The following is a 20,835-nucleotide window of genomic DNA, read 5'->3' on the forward strand; positions in this document are numbered from 1 at the left end:
ACACTCCCGGATACAATCCCTGCAAAACCTGTCCTAGTTTTAATACCAAATTAATGGTAATGAGACTAACGTTTAATGTCTAAATGAGATAAAATGTTATCGGCTTAAGTCAACCAGACTTTAGTATAATTACAGCCTAGCTTTGTTAAGTGTAGCAACAAAATACTTATTTACTATACTGGCAAAGAATTCTAATTATCAAGCCTTAATATACACTGACTGATATCGTATTTTTAGGACCTAGCTATGTCGACGCACCTTTGCTCACCACAACATGTTTTAGTACTGAACTGTGGTAGTTCAAGTTTAAAATTTGCCATTTTAGATGCCACTACTTCTGACGAAGTTATTTCTGGTTTAGCTGAGCGCCTTGGCTCAGACACGCCTTCAATCAAATATAAATATAATGGTGAAAAACAACTTATTGAACTTGCAAAGGGCCAAGCCCATGATGCAGCCATTGCTGAGCTTGTGAAGCTAGTTAATGAGTTAGGTCTGGCAGATAACTTAATTGCGGTGGGTCATCGTGTTGTGCACGGTGGTGAGCATTTCACTGAGTCTGTGCTTATCGACGATAATGTACTTACAGCTATCGAAAAAACAGCGGCACTTGCTCCACTTCATAACCCTGCAAATTTATTGGGCATTCGCACTGCACAGCAAGCGTTCTCAACGCTACCGCAAATTGCTGTATTTGATACGGCATTTCACCAAAGCATGCCAAATATTGCATACTTATACGCCCTACCTTACTCGCTTTATAAAGAGCACGGGGTGAGACGTTATGGTTTTCATGGTACAAGCCATTATTATGTTGCTGGAGAAGCGGCAAAATTGCTAGGTAAAGAGCGTGAGCAAACCAATGTGATCAGTGCGCATTTAGGTAATGGTTGTTCAGTGTGTGCGATTAAAGATGGTAAGAGCGTTGATACCAGCATGGGTCTGACACCGCTTGAAGGCTTAGTGATGGGCACGCGCAGTGGTAGCATCGACCCGGGTTTATTCACGTTTTTAACTCAGCAACTTAATTATTCAGTGCAAGAAATTGATGACTTACTTAATAAGCAAAGTGGCCTGTTAGGTATTAGTGAATTATCAAATGACTGTCGCACTATTGAAGAAGCCGCTGTTGAAGGTCACCCGCAAGCAAACCTTGCACTCGATATTTTCTGCTACCGTTTAGCAAAACAAATCGCCGCATTCTTAGTGCCTGTACAACGCCTTGATGCACTTATTTTCACCGGTGGTATCGGTGAAAACTCAGATATCATTCGTGACAAAGTGATCACCCAATTAGGCTTTTTAGGCCTTGAGTGTGACGAAGCTGCAAACTTAGCTGCTCGCTTTGGTAAAGAAGGCTTAATCTCAAAAGGCCAAGCCCACGCGAAAGCGTTTGTGATCCCGACCAACGAAGAATGGGTTATTGCTAACGACGCAGCCCGCATTGCAAAGGAGGGTTAATTAATGGCACGTAGAATTATGTTGATCCCTATTTCAACTGGGGTTGGTTTAACATCTGTTTCTGTTGGTTTAGTGCGTGCACTTGAGCAAAAAGCGCTTAAAGTGAACTTTTTCAAACCAATTGCACAGCCGCGTTCTGGCGATACAGGCCCTGAAAAGTCGACGCAGATTGTTACTCATGGCTCGCCAATTAATCCGCCTACTCCCTTCGATTTGAGCTATGCAGAACAAATGATTGGTGATGGTAAAGGCGACGACTTACTTGAAGAAATCGTCGAGCGCTTTGAAAACACCATTAAAGAAGACGAAATTGCAATTATCGAAGGTATGGTGCCAACACGTCGTCAGCCTTACGCAGGCCGTGTAAACCGTGAAATCGCGCAAACTCTGGGTGCTGATATTGTTTTTGTTTTAACGCCTAGTAACGATAGCAACGACCAAATTGAAGACCGTTTAGAAATCGCCTCAGGCAACTATGGCGGTGTTAACCACCCTCGCGTGTTAGGCTGTATTTTCAATAAAGTTAATGCACCTTTAGATGACGAAGGTCGTGCCCGTGCTGATCTAGTTGAAGCTCATGAGCCAGAGCAACTTGAAAACGAATTAAACCGTTTAGCATCGCTGCCTATTTTCAGAAAGCACCCATTTAAATTATTAGGTTCAATCCCGTGGGATTTCGACCTCGTTGCACCGCGTGTGCGTGATTTATGTGAATACTTAAAGGCCGAAGTTATTAACGAAGGCGACATGGCTCACCGACGTTTACGTCGCGTTACTTTCTGTGCCCGTACCGTATCGAATATTTTAAGCCACTTTACCCCAGGTGCATTACTGGTCACTCCGGGCGATCGCTCTGATGTATTAGTTGCCGCTTGTTTATCAGCTATGAATGGCACCAAGCTTGGGGCTATTTTATTAACCGGTGGCTTTAAGCCGGAAGATCGCATCATGAAATTATGCGAACAAGCGATGGATACCGGCCTGCCAATTCTTGCAACACAAGAAGATACGTGGCGCACGTCTTTATTACTGCACAACTTCAATATGGAAGTACCGTGTGATGATGATCAGCGTATCGATAAAGTAAAAGATCACAACGCCAGCCACATTGACTCTGATTGGTTAGACAGCCTAGCGCAAAGTGTTGGTCGTACTCGTAAAATGTCTCCGCCAGCGTTTCGTTTCTTACTGACAGACAAAGCTCGTCAAGCGAATAAAACAGTTGTTTTACCAGAAGGTAATGAGCCACGCACAATTAAAGCTGCGGCAATTTGTGGCCAACGTGGCATTGCAAAAACAATCTTACTTGGTGACAAAGAAGAGATTTTACGTATTGCTGAGCAACAAGGTGTTGAGCTTAACGATAACGTAACTATTGTTGAGCCAGCGGATGTGATCAACGATTACGTTGCGCCTATGGTTGAAATTCGTAAAAACAAAGGCTTAACAGAAGTGGTTGCCCAAGAGCAATTACTTGATAACGTGGTGCTCGGCACCATGATGCTTGAACAAGGTAAAGTAGATGGTCTAGTGTCGGGTGCGGTTAACACCACAGCGAATACGATTCGCCCCCCGCTACAGTTAATTAAAACTGCACCGGGTTCATCGTTGGTATCGTCAGTGTTCTTTATGTTATTACCTGATCAAGTTCTGGTTTACGGTGACTGTGCAATCAACCCTGACCCAACAGCAGAGCAACTGGCCGATATCGCGATCCAGTCAGCTGATTCAGCGGCTGCGTTTGGTATTGAACCTCGTGTTGCAATGATCAGCTACAGTACGGGTACTTCGGGTTCAGGTGCTGACGTAGAAAAAGTGCGTGAAGCCACTAAACTTGCCCAGCAAAAGCGCCCTGATTTAGTGATTGATGGCCCGCTTCAGTACGACGCTGCAATTATGGAAAACGTAGCAATTAAGAAAGCACCAGACAGCCCGGTTGCAGGTAAAGCAACGGTGTTTGTATTCCCAGATTTAAATACGGGTAATACAACCTATAAAGCCGTTCAACGGAGTGCCGATTTAATTAGTATTGGCCCAATGCTGCAAGGTATGCGTAAGCCGGTAAATGACTTGAGTCGTGGTGCATTAGTAGACGATATTGTTTACACCATTGCCCTTACAGCGATTCAAGCTAAGCAAGTTGAAAGCTTAGAAAATTAACCCTTCAAAATTTAGGCTAATTTATAAAACCCTTATAAATTAGCCTATTACCTTCTTTATACTGACCTATTCCCATATTTATCCACAGAATCTGTGGACAACCTCAACAGCGATATTGAGTAAAACCTCAGCAATCAAAATTATTGCGCTTTATCTTAACTTTGTTTACCTATACTATAAATTCAAAGGCTTCAAAGATAGGATCGCAGATGTCAAAACAAACGTTACAACTTCATAGTGAAGAACTTACCATTCATAGTTTAGATGTCGATGCAACGATTGACCCTGCCTTACTCCAACAAGCTATTTTCTTTATTGCAAAAACGGCTGATGAGCTGTCTATTGTCTGCCCAAGTAGTTTCCAGCTCGACAGTCTGGACCAAGAAACCGACTGGCAAGCACTGGAAGTCATTGGCCCACTTGGTTTTTCGTTGACTGGTATTATGGCGAACATTTCTGGCGTGCTAGCAAAAGCGTCGATTTCGATTTTTGCTTTATCTACTTACGATACCGATTATGTATTAGTGAAAAAGCAAAGTATGGCCAAAGCCATTACAGCTCTGAAAAAAGACGGTTACCATGTGCTAGGTGATGTTAAATAAGCCATGACTAACGAAGTTCAATACTTACCCGAACGCAGCCTCAGAAAAGCGCGCTGCATGGCCATTAAAAGCCCATTTAGTGGGCGTGTAAAAAGCATTAACGAGCACCCTGAGCCATTTTTTCGTTTTGCCACCCTTGGCCCAGGGATTAGTGTTGAACTAACCAGCCACAACATCATTGCGCCATTCGATGGCACCCTATTACAAGTTAAAAATGCTGGTAAAGAATACATTTTACAAGCAAAAAACGGTTTAAAAGTTTTATTAAACTTATCGTTTTCATCGGTTGAAGAACATATCAACCACACCAATATCGCTAAATTAAACGGCAGTAAAATTAGCCAAGGTGAACGATTAGCCTATTTTGATTTACGCGAGTTGAGCAGCCCTATGCTTGGTACGCTTTGCGTTCTCAATAGCCAACACCTTGGACCCCTTTATTATTCACTATCTCAGGTCACTGCTGGGGTAGACACATTACTCACTGTAACTAAAAAGTAGAATTTATGACTATCATGTACGGTATCAGCAATTGCGATACAATTAAAAAAGCCAAGAAATATTTAACTGACAACAATCAAGAATTTACTTTCCATGATTACCGTAAAGACGGCATTAGTGCTGAGCTAGTTAATGAGTTTGCAGCGCACATTGATTGGCAAGATTTAGTTAATAAACGCGGCACAACTTACCGTCAATTATCTGATGAGCAAAAGCAAAACCTAGATAAAGAATCTGCATTAGCGTTACTGGTTGAGCAACCTGCGATGATCAAGCGCCCGGTACTTGTGCATAACGGCCAATATCACTTAGGTTTTAAAGCCGCTCAATACGATGAGATTTTTGCCTAATGACTCACCCTGTTATTGAACTTGCTCAAGCGCTTATCCAACGTGAATCAGTGACGCCTGAAGATGCTGGTTGCCAAGCGTTAATGAACGAGCGCCTTGAAAAGCTAGGCTTTAATATTGAATCACTGTTTTTCACTGATACGCTAAATACTTGGGCTCGTAAGGGCGATGCGTCACCGCATTTTTGTTTTGCTGGTCACACTGATGTTGTACCAACAGGTCCTGAAAAAAATTGGCAGCACCCGCCTTTTTCTGCACTGGTAAAAGACGGTATGTTACATGGTCGCGGCGCAGCCGATATGAAAGGTTCACTGGCTGCTATGGTGGTTGCCACTGAGCGTTTTGTGGCTAAGCACCCAGATCACAAAGGTTCAATTTCGTTTTTAATTACGTCTGATGAAGAAGGCCCGTTTATCAACGGCACAACCCGTGTTATCGATACCCTCGAAGCACGAGGCGAAAAGATTGATTTGTGCCTAGTTGGCGAACCCTCTTCACGAGATGTGCTTGGCGATGTGGTAAAAAATGGTCGTCGCGGTTCATTAACTGGCTTTTTAACCGTGAAAGGTGTGCAAGGCCATGTTGCTTACCCGCATCTAGCGCAAAACCCAATTCATTTAGCTGCTCCTGCGTTAACTGAACTGAGTCAAACCGAGTGGGATCAAGGTAACGAATTTTTCCCTGCAACGAGTTTTCAGGTTTCGAATATTAACGGCGGTACCGGTGCCGGAAATGTGATCCCAGGTGAACTTGAGATTCAATTTAACTTTCGCTTTAGTACTGAAGTAACTCACCAACAGCTACAGCAGCGAGTGGTTGATATTGTTGAGAAACACAACCTCAATTACGAGCTAAATTGGATTGTCAATGGGCTGCCTTTTTTAACCGATCATGGCCCGTTAGTTGATGCTACCGTGCACGCTATTAAGCAGGTGACTGGACGCGACACCGTGCTTGAAACCACCGGTGGTACTTCTGATGGCCGCTTTATCGCGCAAACGGGCGCCAAAGTCATTGAGCTTGGTCCGCGTAATGAAACCATTCACAAAGTAGATGAATGTGTTAGCACGGATGATTTAATTCAACTTGCTGATATTTACGAAGTGATTTTAGAGCAACTGCTTACATGAACCCAACCGAGCTTAAGCAATGCGCCACGGGGTTAAGTAGCTCACATTTAGTTGAGCTACAAAACCATCGCTTGCATCGTGATATTGTCGATGATTTTTTAGCTCTGCAGCAAGGAGCAAAAGAAGCTGGTATTGATCTGACAATTGCCTCAAGCTTTCGTGATTTTCATCGTCAAAGTGCTATTTGGAATGCTAAATTTCAGGGCCTTCGACCGGTTTACACCCTTGAGCAACAAACGGTAGATTTAGAAAATCTAAGTGATACTGAAAAGTGCCACGCTATTATGCTTTACTCAGCACTGCCTGGGGCAAGTAGGCACCACTTTGGTACCGACCTCGACATTTACGATACCCGCCCTATTGACGATGATTACCAGCTGCAATTAACCCCTGATGAGTATTCGCCCACAGGGCCCTTTGCCAAGCTTGCTGCATGGCTTGACGATAACCTAGAAAAATATGGTTTTTATCGCCCTTATCAGGAGTACAAAGGTGGGGTTGCTCCTGAGCCTTGGCATATCAGCCATATTGGTGTATCTGCAAAGATGATGCAGTATTTGTCAGTTGCAACATTACAGCAATCTATTGCACAAAGTGAGCTCAGCGGCAAGCAAGCGATACTAGCCGAACTTAACACCCTGTATGAACGCTACGTATTAAATATTAATACGCCCTAATCTAGACACTGCGCTTTTTTGCCATCAAAAACACCAGTACAGCGCCAAGAATTAAGGCGCTGGCTACAACTAAACGCGCTGTTAATTGCTCATCTAAAACCACCACCCCAGCTAATGTGGCAAGTACAGGCACGGTTAGCTGCACCACACCTGCTTGGCTACTTTTAAGCCTAGGTAGTGCAATGTACCAAATGCTATAGCCAAGCCCGGACGCAAGCGCTCCTGAAGCTATCGCCAAATAAACCCCACTGGCAGTAATACCTTGCCAATCAACCACGGCTAGAAACACTAAAATTGGCACGAGTATTAAACTTCTTAGAAAGTTAAAGCTGGTTGCTTGCAAAGGTGAGCTGCATGATTTTCCGCGAATACTGTAAACACCCCACGCCACACCACTTAACGCCATGAGCATTGCCGGCATCAAAGAAGGCACCGTGGCTGAGGGCAGCATTAAGTATATAAAGCCCGCAAAAGCGACAAACAAAGCCCCCCACTGCACTTTACTGAGTGGTTCTTTATTTAAAACACTATGGCCTATCATGGTTAACTGTACTGCTGAAAATAAGATAAGTGCGCCTGTGCCTGTGTTTAAATCAACATAGGCAACTGAAAAGCACAGCGCGTAAACAAATAAACTAAGCGCACTGATATTGCTACCTTTATCGGTTAAAGGTTGTGCTGATTGTGATTTTGATCTCAATAAAGTTGTTTGCCATAAAAGTAAGCCAAGCAACATAAACGCCCCACTGGCTAAGCGAATAGCAGTAAAACTTAACGGATCGATATCACCACTTTGTAATGCCATCCGGCACAGCAAAGAGTTAGCTGCAAACGCACAAAGTGCAATCAAGGTATACAGTATGGTGCTCAACAAATGAGTTATCCTTTTGGTTTTAAAAAAGATAAGACCTAAAATTAGACAATTAACTTACGATTTTTTACATAATTTATCATAGAAGGTTAAGCCGCGTATGCTAATCTCAGTACATTGTTTAAAAGGAGTGTTCAGTGCATCGACGTTTATTTATTGGAGCTGCTCTACTGTTATCTGGTTGCAGTACCATAGGTATTACTGATCTATTCCAAGATTATGCGACGCAGCTAAGACCTGTGCGCCAAGCTGTTTCTCAGAATAACATAGCAAGTGCGCAGCAACTTTTGCCAAGTAACAGCCGAGGCCATAGTAACTATTTGTTAAATCAGCTTGAAACGGCCCGTCTTGAGTTTTTGGCTAAACAAAATTCTCAGGCTAATGAGACCTTTGAAACTGTTTATCTAAATATGGAAAAAAAACGTCAAGCAGCCAAAGTACAGCTAAGTGCAGGCCTTGAGCAAACAAATTCATTATTAACCAATGACTCAGTGATTGGTTATGAGCCAGCAGCCTATGAAATGACCATGCTGCATAGCTACAAAGCACTGAGTTATGTATTTGATAAACAACTTGAATCTGCATTAGTTGAAGTTAGACGTGCAAATAAAGTTCAAGAAGATGCACTAAAAGACAATCAAGCTGTACTTGATGAACAAGCAGTAAAGACCGCTGAAGGTTACCCTGATATGGCTGAGCTAATTGGTAATGTCAAAAATGGCTTTCAAAATGCCTTTACGTTTTATTTGTCTGGCCTACTTTATGAGGCAGATAAACAGTTTGATGATGCCTATATCGACTATAAGAAAGCACTCGAAATAAATAGCGAAAATAGCTACTTACAGCAAACAGTGTTACGCCTTGCCAAAAAACAAGGGTTTGATCAGGACTTTGAAGAATTTAGCAAACGCTTTGGCAAGCTAAAGCAGACGCAAGCAAACACGGGACAAGTTATTGTAATTGCAGAGCAAGGGTTAATACCAGCAAGGCAAGAGTTTCATTTACGATTACCCATTTATACCTCCCGGGGTGATGCACGCTTTTACAGTATTGCCATGCCAGTTTATCGCGATGCGCCCTATGCGGGCAGTGATAAAACAGTGACTCTCGATGGCGAAAATTTGCCACTGACGCCCATTGTTAGGCTTGAAGCACTGGCAGCAAAAACTTTGAAAGATCAAAGTGCTGGCAGAATAACCCGTCAAGTAATGCGTTTGGTAGCAAAAGAAAAGATGCGCGCAGAATTGGCAAGAAGCGGCGGCGATGTCGGTAATATTTTAGCGAATATATATAACATAGCATCAGAGCAAGCTGATACGCGAAGCTGGTCGACTTTACCAAGTCAACTGAGTATTGCGCAGCACGCGATGCCAGCAGGTCAGCACGCTTTAAGCGTGCTGGGACATGGCGAAATAGACTTTACGGTTAGTAAGCAAGGGTTAACCTTGATTTTCCTAACCTCTATAAATAACTACTACGACACACATGTTGTACAACTCTAGGAGCAATGATGAAATACTTAGTGCCACTATTAACCATTTTACTTGTTGCGGCTTGCTCCTCACGCCCTACCACTTCTGGCATTGGTGTTGAGCAGGCATCACAACAGTATAACCAACAACTGATTGTTAATAACCCTGAACTTGGCAAGAAATTAGCCATTACAGATGTAAAAACACGCCAAACAAATGGCTTAACCGATGTTGTTGTGACACTGGCAAGCCAGTATAAAAAGTCTCAATACTTACAATATCAATTTACTTGGTATGACGCTGATGGCTTTGTTATTCGCGGCAACCATTCACCTTGGCAACCCATTACATTATTTGGATTTGCTAAGACCCAATTACCGGGCCTAGCCCCGACAGCAAATGCTGTCACCTTCTCGCTTGCAGTGCGTGAAGTGTCAACAGAAGCACAAGAATTTGAAGATTAAGGATACTACAATGAAATTACTTTCTGTTAAGTCGGCTGCGGCCGTTGCAATGACAAGCGCTTTGTTGCTGTCTGGTTGTGCTAATAAAGCCGTTGTTAGCTATGGTGATGCGCAAGCTGTTGAAACCACAGATATCAATTTTGGCTCAACGGATCTACAAAAAGTAGCAAGCCAAATGACAGACTCGTTACTTGCTTCACCTGTGGTTGGCACCATGACAGCAAATACTCGCCCTATCGTGTTTGTTGAGCGTATTAAAAACAAAACGAGCGAGCACATTGATACTGAATCAATCACCGATTCAATCTCAACACAGTTATTACGCAGTGGTAAGTTCCGCTTTGTTGATATGACCCGTGTTGAAGCTGTGCGCGAACAACTTAATTTCCAAAACGTTGATCCTCTTGTCGATCCAAATACCGCTATCGCTTTTGGCCAGCAAGTTGGTGCGCAATATATGTTATACGGCAACTTATCGAGCATTGTTAAATCAAATGCTGACAAGGCTGATGTGTATTACAAATTCACCATGCGTTTAATGGATTTAAAAAGCGGCCTAGTTGAATGGGCTGATGAAACTGAAATCCGCAAAACACGTGAGAAATCAACCTTTGGCTGGTAGTCAGGAGGGGTTATGAAATACCTAGTAGCAATCCTAGCAAGCTGTTTATTACTGAGCTCGCCTAGTTATGCTGACTATCAGCGTAACAAAGCAGTACCAGTACAACAGGTGTTATTTGGCTCAGTACAATCAGTACGAACCATTACCGAACAAGAACTGGTCAGAGACAGAACCAATGGCTGGGAAACCTTTGGTGGTGCGCTTATTGGCGGTGTTATCGGTAATCAGTTTGGTGGCGGCAGTGGCCGCACTGTAGCAACCATTTTAGGTTCGATGATTGGTGGCTCTGTTGCTCACAACCGCCAACAAAACAGTCGCGTCATACAATATCAGCTCGTTGAATTGATGATCAAAGTAGAAAGCGGCGAACAGTTTATGGTTGTGCAAGACAAAGACAACCAAATGCTGTTCAACCAAGGTGATAAAGTACGTTTGGTGTACCTCACCGATAACACGGTGCGTGTTGATAAAGCTTATTAAAAAAGCGAGCCTCGGCTCGCTTTTTTTAACTTTGTCGATAATCAGCGAAGAATCGCTGCATCTTACTCATGGCTTCTGTTAAATCATCTTTGTTTGGTAAAAATACCAATCTGAAATGATCAGGATCAGGCCAATTAAATGCGCGACCATGCACTAATAAGATTTTCTCAGCTTTGAGTAAGTCTAAAATCATGCGCTCATCGTTTTTAATATTAAAGTGCGCCGTATCCACCTTCGCAAATGCGTAAAGTGCCCCTTTAGGCTTTTTACAGCTAATACCATCAATGGCATTTAAACCACGCCATGCAATATCACGCTGCACATACAATCGACCACCAGGGTTTATCAAGTTATCGATTGACTGCACACCGCCTAAAGCTTGTTGAATAGCATACTGAGCAGGCACATTGGCACATAAGCGCATGGATGCCAGCATATCTAGGCCACGACTTAAATCTTCCATCATGCTAGTACGACCGCTTAACACCATCCAGCCCATACGCAATCCTGCCGCGCGGTACGTTTTTGCTAGGCCATTAAAGGTGATAATTGGCACATCATCACACAGCGCACCAATCGAGCTGTGGCTGACACCGTCATACAAGATTTTCTCGTAAATCTCATCGCTCAGTAACAATAACTTGTGCTCGCGAGCAATATTGATAAGTTCCATCAACAGATCATCGCTATACACCGCACCAGTTGGGTTATTCGGATTTATAAGCACCAACGCTTTAGTCTTTGACGTGATCTTCGATTTAATATCAGCAATATCAGGAAACCAATCTTGTTCTTCATCACATAGATAATGCACAGGGTTACCCCCTGCTAATTTTACCGAAGCTGTCCATAGCGGATAATCCGGTGCTGGAATAAGCACTTCGTCGTCATTATCAAGTAATGCTTGTGTGGTCATTTGAATTAATTCGCTGACCCCATTGCCAATATAAATATTATCGACATCAAGATTAAATAAACCGCGTTGCTGATAGTGTTGATAGACAGCCACACGGGCTGAGTAGAGGCCTTTAGAGTCACAGTAGCCTTGGGCTGAATATAAGTTACGAATGATATCTTTGTGCATATCTTCAGGCATATCAAAGCCAAAGGCAGCAGGATTGCCAATGTTGAGCTTTAATACTTTTTGCCCTTCGTCTTCCATTTTTCGAGCTTGTGCAAGCACAGGCCCACGTATGTCATAACAGACACCGTCTAGTTTGTGACTCTTTTTGATTTGTGACATGGTTACCTCTACTAATTAGCCTTAAGACTAACCCAGTACGGGGCCACCACGCCAGAGGATTTTTGCGGTTATAACTGAAATAAATTCAAGTTTTTAGCGGCCAGCAAGCCATACTTGTAATTTTTCGACTGAACCTGAAACTTGTTCATCAAGAGTTTGTGATTTTTCTTGTGCTGTTGCGACATCGCCTTGGTTCAAAGTCAGTTCAATTTCTTGCGCAAGTGCTGATAAACTCATGGCACCAAATTGGGCGGCATTTGATTTTAAACTGTGTGCATGCCTTGCTGCTGCTTCATTATCTGAACCAAGATTTGCAAGTACTTCAGAGCCTAAACGCTGAAATTCACTACAACAAAAGGTTAAGGTGTCGGCAAATTGGTCACCTAAAAGTGATTCCATTCCTTCAAGCGCACTCTCATCAATTGTGATTGTCGTCATCTTTATCCCTTAATCAAAAACGTAATTATATAAATCGCAACTTTAGCGGTTCATAGCCAAAAAGCAAACCTGCTTTGCGAGTTAAGCTCATGTATACTAGGCATAGTTTTGATTTACACCTGAGTTTGTATGGCTAGAGAATTGTGCTCACATTGTGGCTTTTCAGTTAAAACCTGTTTATGTGATTCAATAAGCATAATCAATAATAAACTAAAAATCATTATATTACGCCACCCTGGTGAGGAAAAAGTTACTAAGAACACCGCTAATTTACTGAATTTAGGCTTAGATAACTGCCAAATCATTGCAGGTGAGTCAGAACAAGACTTTTTACAGCTCGCAACATTGCCAAAAGCAACAACTGCGGTACTCTATCCTGCTGATAATGCATTATGCTTAGATGAACACACTGCCACTACAGATGCTTTCAAACAGTCTTTAACTCATTTAATTGTGATTGATGGTACGTGGAAAAAAGCCTACAAAATGCTGCAATTAACTCCAAGCCTTCAGGGGTTTCAGGCTGTGAGTTTTAAACAACTACCCCAAAACAAATACGTCATTCGTAAAGCACCACGCGCAGATAGTTTATCTACTTTAGAAGCTGTTGCTCATAGCCTAAAACTGATTGAAGGCCTTGATGTAACACCGCTATACAGATTATTAGCGGCACTGGTCGATAAGCAAACCCAACATATGCCAGATGATGTTAAGGCGCGCTATTTATAATGCGTGTATCAAAACGACTTAGCGCAGGTTTTCATCGTCAAGGGCCAGATTACCGCTTTGATGATCAAGTTGATTTTGACGATATTCGCGACACTTTGGTTTTCGTACCATGGTGGTTGGCAATTGGGTTAATAAGCAAGAGCGGCTTTTAGCAGCAAATTTAATTTACGATGCCTTAGCTGATCTTGCACAAATTCTGACTTTGCCACCAACAGCGATTGGCCTTAGGGGTAAGCTTAATTTTGCCTTTGGTCATGGTGGCCAAAAAGGTGTGCAGGCTCATTACAATGCCCACAGCCAAACTCTTGCGCTAGCTAAAAATGCTGGCGGTGGCGCTCTCGCCCACGAATGGTTTCATGCGTTTGATCACCATATTTGTCAGCATTTATTTAAGAGCAGAAAGAGCATGCAATTTTGCTCAGCGCTGTGGCTCGAACAGTCACCAAATTTAAGCCATCCACTAAATCAGCGTTTAAATGAATTTTACCATCAGGTTTTTTTAGATACCTCAGGTGCAAATCCAAATGAGTTCGTTAAGCAATCTATCGCTTTTGATAAGCAGGTAAAACAACTATATATGAGTATGCCTGAGGAGCTAGCTGCCCGCTGTTTTGAAAAGTGCATTACCATGCACCCTGATATAAAAAATAGCTTTTTAGTGAGTGGGTTATCGACAAGTGGCTTAATCTACCCAGATGAACAGCATACAATGCGCTGCTTTTCTGCACTGCTGAATTACTTTAATCAATTAGGTTTGCTGTTGCATCAAGGCTAATTTCAACTTTCTGCACATCGCTTATCCAAGCTAAGTAGTCATCTGCACAAAGCGGTTTTGAAAAATAATACCCTTGTCCAAACTCGCAGCCATAACTTTGCAGCATTGCTAAGCTTTGTTCGTCTTCAATACCTTCAGCAACCACCTGCGCGCCCAGAGTGGCAGCAATGTCGCAGGTTGCTCGACAGATACTCTGATCATTTACTGAAAACGGCAGATTTAGCACAAATTGCTTATCTATTTTCACTTCGTCAAAGCCAAGTTGACTTAAATAAGCAAGTGAAGAATAGCCAGTACCAAAATCATCAATCGCGAGTTTTAAGCCTATTAAACGGTAGTCATCAAGTGTGGCTTTAATCTTTTTACTTTCTTCCAAAGTGGCTGATTCAGTCAGCTCTAACATCACGGATTCGGCACGCACTTTTTGCTCATTTAAAATGGTGATTAACAGCACAGGTAGGTCTTTATTTAATAGATCTTTTGCTGAAATATTAATAGAAATAACGTGATCGGGTATCAGTTTGCAAAACTTCGCTTGCCACTGGATACCATTTTCAACCACCCACTCTGTGAGTTGATTGATCACCCCTGCTGATTCTGCAATTGGAATAAACACATCAGGGCTCACCGCACCAAATACAGGATGATGCCATCGCAGCAATGCTTCACAGCCCACTACTTTGCCTGTTTTCAAACAAATCTGTGGCTGAAAATGTAAGCTTAACTGGTTTTCATCTATCGCCATTTTAAGCGCCGCAGCAATGGATAATCTTTGTTCAGAAAGCCGCGCACTCTCTGAGTCGAACATGCGCCATCGCTCACCTTGTAGGCGTTTTTCGGTCATTGCTTGTATTGCACATTGCAATATTTGCTTTGCGGTATTGCCATGCATCGGGTAATAAGCAACACCAATATCAACACTATCGACTAAGTTAATATCTTCATGGGTGAGCCCTTCTTCAAAGACCCCATGGATCAAACATGCAAACTGCTCTATATGACTGAGCTCTAATTCACCAATAACTAAGCAACCAAATGTACTGTCATCAACGTGAGCAAGCCATGCGCTCCTGCTGGCTTGAATTTCAAGCTTTAATGCATTCATGGTCTGTAGCTGAGTATTTAAGATACTTAACCTTTCATTTATACAAATATTGGCTTGCTCAAAACCAAATGTAGAACGCGCGTTTGAAAGTACATGAGGTTTAAATAACAAAACTGAAAAGTGTTGTTTCTGCGATACTTTCTTCACCATTTGCGCGAGTAAAAATTGCTTATTTGGCAGTTTAGTGTCTGCATCATGCAGCATAGAATAACTAAATGCAGAAATTTGCTGACGATCTTTTAACAACAGCACAGAACATATCGCCAGTGATGTGATAAGCAAAATGGTGTTGTGAACTCCATGATAACCAATACCAAAGCCATTCCAAATAAATAGACTAAATACCTGAGTCACAATTGTCAGAAGCATAAAACAACGCAGATGAGTGCGGCTATTTTTACGCTGCATTAAACGCAAAAATACAGCAGCTGCAAAACTTAAAAACCCGATGCATGAAACTATAAATAACCATTGGCGATTAAATTGAGGCAGTAGTGATGACAACACGGCTGCACTGAGTAAACAAACCATCATAGCTTGCCACGCTTTTTTAAAGCGAGGTTTATAGGTATGGATTGCTAGAAAGTGATATAAAAAGTAGCTCGCAAAACATAATGCAAACTCATTAACGGGCCATTTTGCTTCCCAATCTAAACCATTAACGAGATAGTTTATTAACCCGTTATCAATCAAAAATCCGATACAAACCAACACGAAGTACGCATTCAGCACCAAGTATTTTGGTTGCTGCGATACAAAAAAATAAACAGCGCACACAAACATACATAAAATTAAGACGCCTAAGATTGCGCCATAGCTTAATATGATTTGATGGAGGTTTATTTCGAACGCTTTTGCAGCAACAACCCCAACTTCTAAAGTCAGTGCCCTATCGTGCTCAAAGTTAACCAATGCCCAGCGATGTCCTTGACTATGCTCTATTAACCAATGTGGTCGCACATTTGATAAGTTTTCGAGTGAGGCGAGCCGCTGATCATCAGTCGCCTGATAACTTTCATCTAACAGATAAAACTTTGCCCAGGTTAAGTTAGGCTCACCAAGATAGACAACGTAATTTTTATTGTCGGGTAGTTGGAATAAATCGATTATTAACCAGTGGGATGTTTGCGGGGCAAGACGAATAGAACTGCTTTCGAGTGCATTCAGCTGTTTAGCATTTTGTAGTGATTCTTGCAGGGTTCCACTTAATTTGGCAAGTGGCTCGGGGGAGTCAAGCAGCCAAACCGAGGCATTATCACTGGCAGCAAAAGTGCTAACGCTGTGTAAAAATACACAACACATTATTATGGGCAGCGTTCTAACAACCCGATGGATGTGCTTGCCAATAAAATGCATTTTAGCTCCGTGCTTTAAACACCAGCTAAAAGTATGGGAGGAATACGCTTAAATTGCCAATTATGCAGGATTTAATTAGGTAAAAAGTTCAGTAACAAAATGTTATGTGGCCCGAAAGCCACACAAACTCTAATTATTTATTATCATCACTGATACGACTTGCAACCGCCGTATTTTGATCTTTATATTTTGCGTCTTTACGCGTGTTATACGGATTTTCTGCAGGACTTGTCATGGTTTCAAAGCTCATGGCACCAATTTTCATCATTGGGCGAAGCGCCAATGGCAATTTACCTGAGTTATAAAACTCTAACACGATATTACCAGACCAGCCTGGATCAATACGATGTGCTGTAACATGTACCATCAAACCAAGGCGAGCTAACGATGAACGACCGTCTAACCAACCAACAATATCTGCTGGTAATGTGACTTTTTCATGGGTAATTGCCAGTGCCAGTTCACCTGGGTGCAGGAAAAATGCTTCTTCATCAGCAAGCACAATTTCGTCACTCATGATTGATTCCATCGCCTTATTTAACTGATCTTTTGGACCACTTAAGTCAACATAGGCTGCGGTATGATCTTGGAAAACTCGAAACTTGTTGCCCAATCGCAAGTCTACCGTCACACCTGAAATCATTTCTTTACTCGGTGTTGGCTCAATAACAATGCGGCCTTCGTCAATATACTGCTGAATATGGGTATCTGATAATCTCATTTATTATTCTACCTAATACAACTTAAACATATGATTTTAAGTTGAAAAAACACGCTAAGCTTTAAACTAAACACACCAAAAATCGAGTGTGTATCAGCAAAGCCAAATGGGGTGGCTATAGTGTGCCATATATTACACAAATCATCAGCGTGTTGCGCGAATAATTCTCAACTAAATAAGATAAGCCATCTCAGGTAATAAGATCAGCTCTTTCTGATTTATCTGAAGTACTGAGTTTTGTTTTAATGCCCCGATTATAAGGAGAATGAGGATAAGTTGTTATGGATTACGTCATTTTATCCGTAATAACATTGCCAGCATGCGTTGCCGCTATTTTAATTGCCAAACATTACGCTAAAAAGCATGATTTATGGCATGGCTTTCTCGTTTTTATCGGTTCATTACTATTAACTAGCTGGTCGGTGGTTGGCTTAGTTGCAAACGAAACATTCTTTTTCCCACTGCCTTCATTACTCACTATTGTCTTTTACTTCTATTGTTTTGGTGAAACCGATATTGTGTTTATGCCTAATTTATTAATTAATCCTGGCATTGCCTTTTTTTGCTATTTTTCGAGTTACTTCTTTTATCGCAAGAAACCTTTCTAAACCCGTGTTATTAATTGTCACTTTTTGAAAATCACGTTTTTAATAAAAAAAGCCGCTCATTGAGCGGCTTTTGTTCCTTTGGGGATCACATATTAAAAGCTATAACGGGCACCGATTGTGTAACGCGGTCCGTACTGGCGAGCAAATAAGAACTGCTCTTCGTAACGACCGTAGCCACGCTCAGTTTCGTTGTTAAGGTTTATACCTTCAAAGAAAACGGTCATGTTTTCGTTAATGTCGTAGTTAACGCTTAAGTCCCATTGACCGTAGGTATCGCCAAATTGTGGCGGCGCATCAGATGAGCCTTGCGATTGACCTACACCAATTAAGTACGAATCACGCCATGCGTAAGTTACTTTTACTGATAAGCCATCTTTATCATAGAAGGCTTGGAAGTTCGCTGAATCACTTAAGCCAGATAAAGGAGCTTGCTGAGTTAAACTTGCTACATCAAATTCAACATCACCATCAACAAACGTGGCATTAACCCCTAAACCAAAGCCGCTTTCACCAAACAAGTGTTGTACAGCAACTTCAAAGCCATCAACTGATTTACTATCTGTATTTTGTGGCTGAGAAATATTCCAAACCATCAATGGATCAGAACTCGTTGGCTCAATGGCACCATCCGCATTACCATAACCTAATGCCAACATTTCATTGAAAACAGCGTCACTCGTAGCCTGCTCGCCACGCGCTTCAACAGATGCAACAGCTTCAAGGTAACGTGGACCATTTAAGATATCGTATAAACCATCAATGGTTGTTTCAGTGATTTGCGTTTGAATAAAGTTATCTACGTCTTTTTTGAAGTAGCCGACCGATGCATAGCTGCCTTCACCGTAGTAGTACTCAAGCGATAAATCGAGGTTTGTTGATTCAAATGGCAACAAATTAGTATTACCTTGGCTACCTGTCCGAGCACCCGGTTTAGGGCTACCCGTTAAGCTACGGCCACCAGCCAAATTACCCAGCGGCGCACGTGCCATGGTTTTACCCCACGAAACACGACCAACTAACTCGTCTGTAATTTCAACTTTTACGTCAATGTTCGGCAACCAAATATCGTAGTTACCTTCTTCTTGATAAAAGTTATCTGTGCCACCAGTTTCGTACTGCATGATCCACTCAGAGGCACTTACCCAGTTCACTTGGCTTTCAACACGTTGACGAACCGTACTGGTTACATCAGTATCTTCGTAGCGAAGACCTGCATTAATTTGGACAAAGTAATTTGCAACTTCAAATTCCCATAAACTGTTCACATAGAAGCTTTGCGTTTTTTCTTCTACGTAGCTTTCACTGTCGATACCATCATAGAAAGGGTCAATTGAATATTGGTTATCGCCCAATAAGTCTTCATTTAAATAAGCAAGTTGACGCGCTAACGCTTCTTCAAAGCTATAGGTGTAGTAATAATTAGGCTCAAGCGCACTACCACCACCAGAGAACTGATCTAACATGTCGCCAGTATCATTATAAGTGAACATGCCGTCTGGGAAGATTTCAGTGAATGATGGGTTAAAGCCCGGACCACCACGCAGACCACTCCAAGCGGTAAAACCACCCATCGTTTGCTTGGTGTGAGCCGCACCAAATTTCACTTTAACAAGCGGAATTTCAAAGCGCTCATTAAACCACGTTGTGTGAAGCTGAGCTTGCTCTACCTTAGACTCACCTGGTGAGTAGCTAAACTGGCTGAAGTTTGAATCAATTTCACTTGGATCTAGCACCGTTGTGCCGTTGTTCCAGTTAACGTAGGCGTGTGGAATTTCTCCAGTGCGGTAATCATACACTTTACTCTTTAACTGATCTGAGCCAAGAATGATTTGCCCTGTTGAACCTAAACCATCATCTGCACCATTATCTGTTTCGTTTTTCGAATCATGATAATCGAACTCAACTTCCCACTCATCGTTAATTTGCCACTCTAGGTTTAAACCAATTGAGCGCGCTTTAACTTCAGTGGTGCCTCGGCTAGCTGTAAATGAGCCATCGTTACCACTGATGTCGGCATAAATCGCTGTACCATTTTCATCAAGCTCATAGCCATTGATATTACTACCAAACTCATTCCAAATACCCCAACCCACGGTATTTACACCGGTAATTGCACGGCTTGCGGTGTAATCAACCGTCGCTGTAAAGTTTTCAACAGGTGAGTACTGTAACGTTACTTGGCCATTCGTTCTTTCACGTTCAACATCAGCAATGCTGTAGTTCATGTCTTTCGGGAAGAAGTAATTACCTGTTGGGTTACCGTCGCTATCAACTGGGCGAGCATCAATGTAATCGCCTTCATCGAGTGTTGGTAAATCAACATTGGCCTGCCAACCTTGGATATTGGCATTTTGTTGTTGGAAGTCACGCTCTTGGTGCGAGAAAGACACCGCAAAACCAAATGTATCATCAGCATAGGTGTTACTGTACATCGCTGAAAACTCAGGCGTTACATCATCACCCGCTTCATTAGATGAATCGTGAATCGCTTTAATTGATGAGCTAAATTTTTCACCTGGGCTATTTAACGGGCGCGTAGTAATAATATTTACCGTAGCACCTAGACCACCACTTGGTACATCTGCTTGCCCCGATTTTGCAACTTCAAGTGCACTAACACCATCAGCGGCAATGTTCTCAAGGGCGTAAGAACGCGTATAACCCGTACCCGGCATTTGACGACCATTTAGGGTGATAAGGTTAAACTCAGGACCAAAACCACGTACTGTAATTTCACTCCCTTCACCGTTAGAACGACTCACCGATACACCGGTAATACGTTGTAATGATTCAGCCAAGTTAGTATCTGGGAACTTACCCATTTCTTCGGCTGAAATCGCATCTACAACACCTGTTGCATCGCGTTTCATATCCATGGCGCGGATCATACTGCCACGAATACCTTTAATTTCGATAACTTCGATTTCGTTATCAGCCTTCTCTTGCTCATCCTGTGCGTAAGCAGACATAGTGCCTAGCCCTGCGGTTAAGATCATCGCAACTGACGCTGCAAGAGGTGTTTTAATAAATTTTGTGCTTTTCATGATTTACCTGCTTTTGCAATATATTG

Annotated in this window: 19 protein-coding genes and 1 pseudogene; 14 read left to right on the top strand and 6 right to left on the bottom strand. The window is 42.3% G+C overall.

The window, feature by feature from the left end; all coding sequences use genetic code 11:
* Positions 1-246: 246 nt before the first annotated feature.
* The 7 genes from C2M25_RS07455 to C2M25_RS07485 all read left to right on the top strand — a co-directional run bounded on the left by C2M25_RS07455 (position 247) and on the right by C2M25_RS07485 (position 6,881).
* The gene (locus C2M25_RS07455; RefSeq protein WP_063704633.1) at positions 247-1,461 is read left to right on the top strand and encodes an acetate kinase; all 1,215 of its coding nucleotides are present in this window, start codon (positions 247-249) and stop codon (positions 1,459-1,461) included.
* 3 nt (positions 1,462-1,464) lie between these two features.
* Positions 1,465-3,621, top strand: a complete 2,157-nt coding sequence (pta, locus tag C2M25_RS07460) for a phosphate acetyltransferase (RefSeq protein ID WP_105180785.1) — start codon at positions 1,465-1,467, stop codon at positions 3,619-3,621.
* A 209-nt stretch (positions 3,622-3,830) separates the two neighbouring features.
* Positions 3,831-4,223, top strand: coding sequence for an ACT domain-containing protein (locus C2M25_RS07465; protein WP_054552960.1), 393 nt, complete (start codon positions 3,831-3,833; stop codon positions 4,221-4,223).
* A gap of 3 nt (positions 4,224-4,226) precedes the next feature.
* Complete coding sequence (locus C2M25_RS07470) at positions 4,227-4,724, top strand: PTS glucose transporter subunit IIA (RefSeq protein ID WP_063704631.1); 498 nt, start codon at positions 4,227-4,229, stop codon at positions 4,722-4,724.
* A gap of 5 nt (positions 4,725-4,729) precedes the next feature.
* Positions 4,730-5,074: an ArsC family reductase gene (locus C2M25_RS07475; protein WP_054561266.1), complete on the top strand. Its 345-nt coding sequence runs from the start codon at positions 4,730-4,732 to the stop codon at positions 5,072-5,074.
* On the top strand, positions 5,074-6,204 hold the full coding sequence (gene dapE, locus C2M25_RS07480) for a succinyl-diaminopimelate desuccinylase (protein WP_063704629.1): 1,131 nt from the start codon (positions 5,074-5,076) through the stop codon (positions 6,202-6,204). The genes C2M25_RS07475 and dapE overlap by 1 nt, the downstream gene beginning before the upstream one ends.
* Entirely contained in the window at positions 6,201-6,881 is a 681-nt protein-coding gene (locus C2M25_RS07485; RefSeq protein ID WP_105180786.1) for a M15 family metallopeptidase, read from the top strand. Before dapE ends, C2M25_RS07485 begins: the two co-directional genes overlap by 4 nt.
* A 1-nt stretch (position 6,882) precedes the next feature.
* Here C2M25_RS07485 and C2M25_RS07490 read toward each other — a convergent pair whose 3' ends face one another.
* Complete coding sequence (locus tag C2M25_RS07490; RefSeq protein WP_105180817.1) at positions 6,883-7,752, bottom strand: DMT family transporter; 870 nt, start codon at positions 7,750-7,752, stop codon at positions 6,883-6,885.
* 137 nt (positions 7,753-7,889) lie between these two features.
* Here C2M25_RS07490 and C2M25_RS07495 point away from each other — a divergent pair, with 137 nt between their 5' ends.
* Genes C2M25_RS07495 through C2M25_RS07510 form a run of 4 tightly spaced genes read left to right on the top strand, consistent with a single transcriptional unit; the run spans position 7,890 to position 10,790 of the window.
* Positions 7,890-9,254 carry a COG3014 family protein gene (locus C2M25_RS07495; RefSeq protein ID WP_105180787.1) on the top strand — a complete coding sequence of 455 codons (1,365 nt, stop codon included), beginning with the start codon at positions 7,890-7,892 and terminating at the stop codon, positions 9,252-9,254.
* Between the two features lie 8 nt (positions 9,255-9,262).
* A complete protein-coding gene (locus C2M25_RS07500; protein ID WP_054552954.1) occupies positions 9,263-9,688 on the top strand; it encodes a YcfL family protein in 426 nt (141 codons plus the stop codon).
* A 10-nt stretch (positions 9,689-9,698) separates the two neighbouring features.
* Positions 9,699-10,310, top strand: coding sequence for a penicillin-binding protein activator LpoB (gene lpoB / locus C2M25_RS07505; protein WP_054552953.1), 612 nt, complete (start codon positions 9,699-9,701; stop codon positions 10,308-10,310).
* 12 nt (positions 10,311-10,322) lie between these two features.
* Entirely contained in the window at positions 10,323-10,790 is a 468-nt protein-coding gene (locus C2M25_RS07510; RefSeq protein ID WP_063704626.1) for a glycine zipper 2TM domain-containing protein, read from the top strand.
* Between the two features lie 25 nt (positions 10,791-10,815).
* Here C2M25_RS07510 and C2M25_RS07515 read toward each other — a convergent pair whose 3' ends face one another.
* Positions 10,816-12,033 carry a pyridoxal phosphate-dependent aminotransferase gene (locus C2M25_RS07515; protein ID WP_063704625.1) on the bottom strand — a complete coding sequence of 406 codons (1,218 nt, stop codon included), beginning with the start codon at positions 12,031-12,033 and terminating at the stop codon, positions 10,816-10,818.
* Between the two features lie 93 nt (positions 12,034-12,126).
* Positions 12,127-12,471: an Hpt domain-containing protein gene (locus tag C2M25_RS07520; protein WP_063704624.1), complete on the bottom strand. Its 345-nt coding sequence runs from the start codon at positions 12,469-12,471 to the stop codon at positions 12,127-12,129.
* A 129-nt stretch (positions 12,472-12,600) separates the two neighbouring features.
* Here C2M25_RS07520 and C2M25_RS07525 point away from each other — a divergent pair, with 129 nt between their 5' ends.
* Both C2M25_RS07525 and C2M25_RS07530 read left to right on the top strand, forming a co-directional pair.
* A complete protein-coding gene (locus C2M25_RS07525) occupies positions 12,601-13,200 on the top strand; it encodes a tRNA-uridine aminocarboxypropyltransferase (RefSeq protein ID WP_105180788.1) in 600 nt (199 codons plus the stop codon).
* Positions 13,200-13,975 (top strand): annotated as a pseudogene (locus C2M25_RS07530) (CLCA_X family protein). The gene C2M25_RS07525 and the pseudogene C2M25_RS07530 overlap by 1 nt, the downstream one beginning before the upstream one ends.
* Here the strand turns inward: C2M25_RS07530 and C2M25_RS07535 are convergent.
* Positions 13,941-16,436 carry an EAL domain-containing protein gene (locus C2M25_RS07535; RefSeq protein ID WP_105180789.1) on the bottom strand — a complete coding sequence of 832 codons (2,496 nt, stop codon included), beginning with the start codon at positions 16,434-16,436 and terminating at the stop codon, positions 13,941-13,943. The pseudogene C2M25_RS07530 and the gene C2M25_RS07535 sit on opposite strands and share 35 nt — an antisense overlap.
* A gap of 133 nt (positions 16,437-16,569) precedes the next feature.
* Positions 16,570-17,157, bottom strand: a complete 588-nt coding sequence (gene dcd / locus C2M25_RS07540; protein ID WP_063704618.1) for a dCTP deaminase — start codon at positions 17,155-17,157, stop codon at positions 16,570-16,572.
* A 281-nt stretch (positions 17,158-17,438) separates the two neighbouring features.
* Between dcd and C2M25_RS07545 the strand changes: the two genes are divergently transcribed.
* A complete protein-coding gene (locus tag C2M25_RS07545; RefSeq protein WP_063704615.1) occupies positions 17,439-17,765 on the top strand; it encodes a hypothetical protein in 327 nt (108 codons plus the stop codon).
* 92 nt (positions 17,766-17,857) lie between these two features.
* Here the strand turns inward: C2M25_RS07545 and C2M25_RS07550 are convergent, their stop codons facing one another.
* The gene (locus C2M25_RS07550) at positions 17,858-20,809 is read right to left on the bottom strand and encodes a TonB-dependent receptor (protein ID WP_063704613.1); all 2,952 of its coding nucleotides are present in this window, start codon (positions 20,807-20,809) and stop codon (positions 17,858-17,860) included.
* Positions 20,810-20,835: the final 26 nt, after the last annotated feature.

Origin of the sequence: Pseudoalteromonas sp. T1lg21 (assembly GCF_002964625.1) — a bacterium.
Classification (GTDB): domain Bacteria; phylum Pseudomonadota; class Gammaproteobacteria; order Enterobacterales; family Alteromonadaceae; genus Pseudoalteromonas; species Pseudoalteromonas gelatinilytica.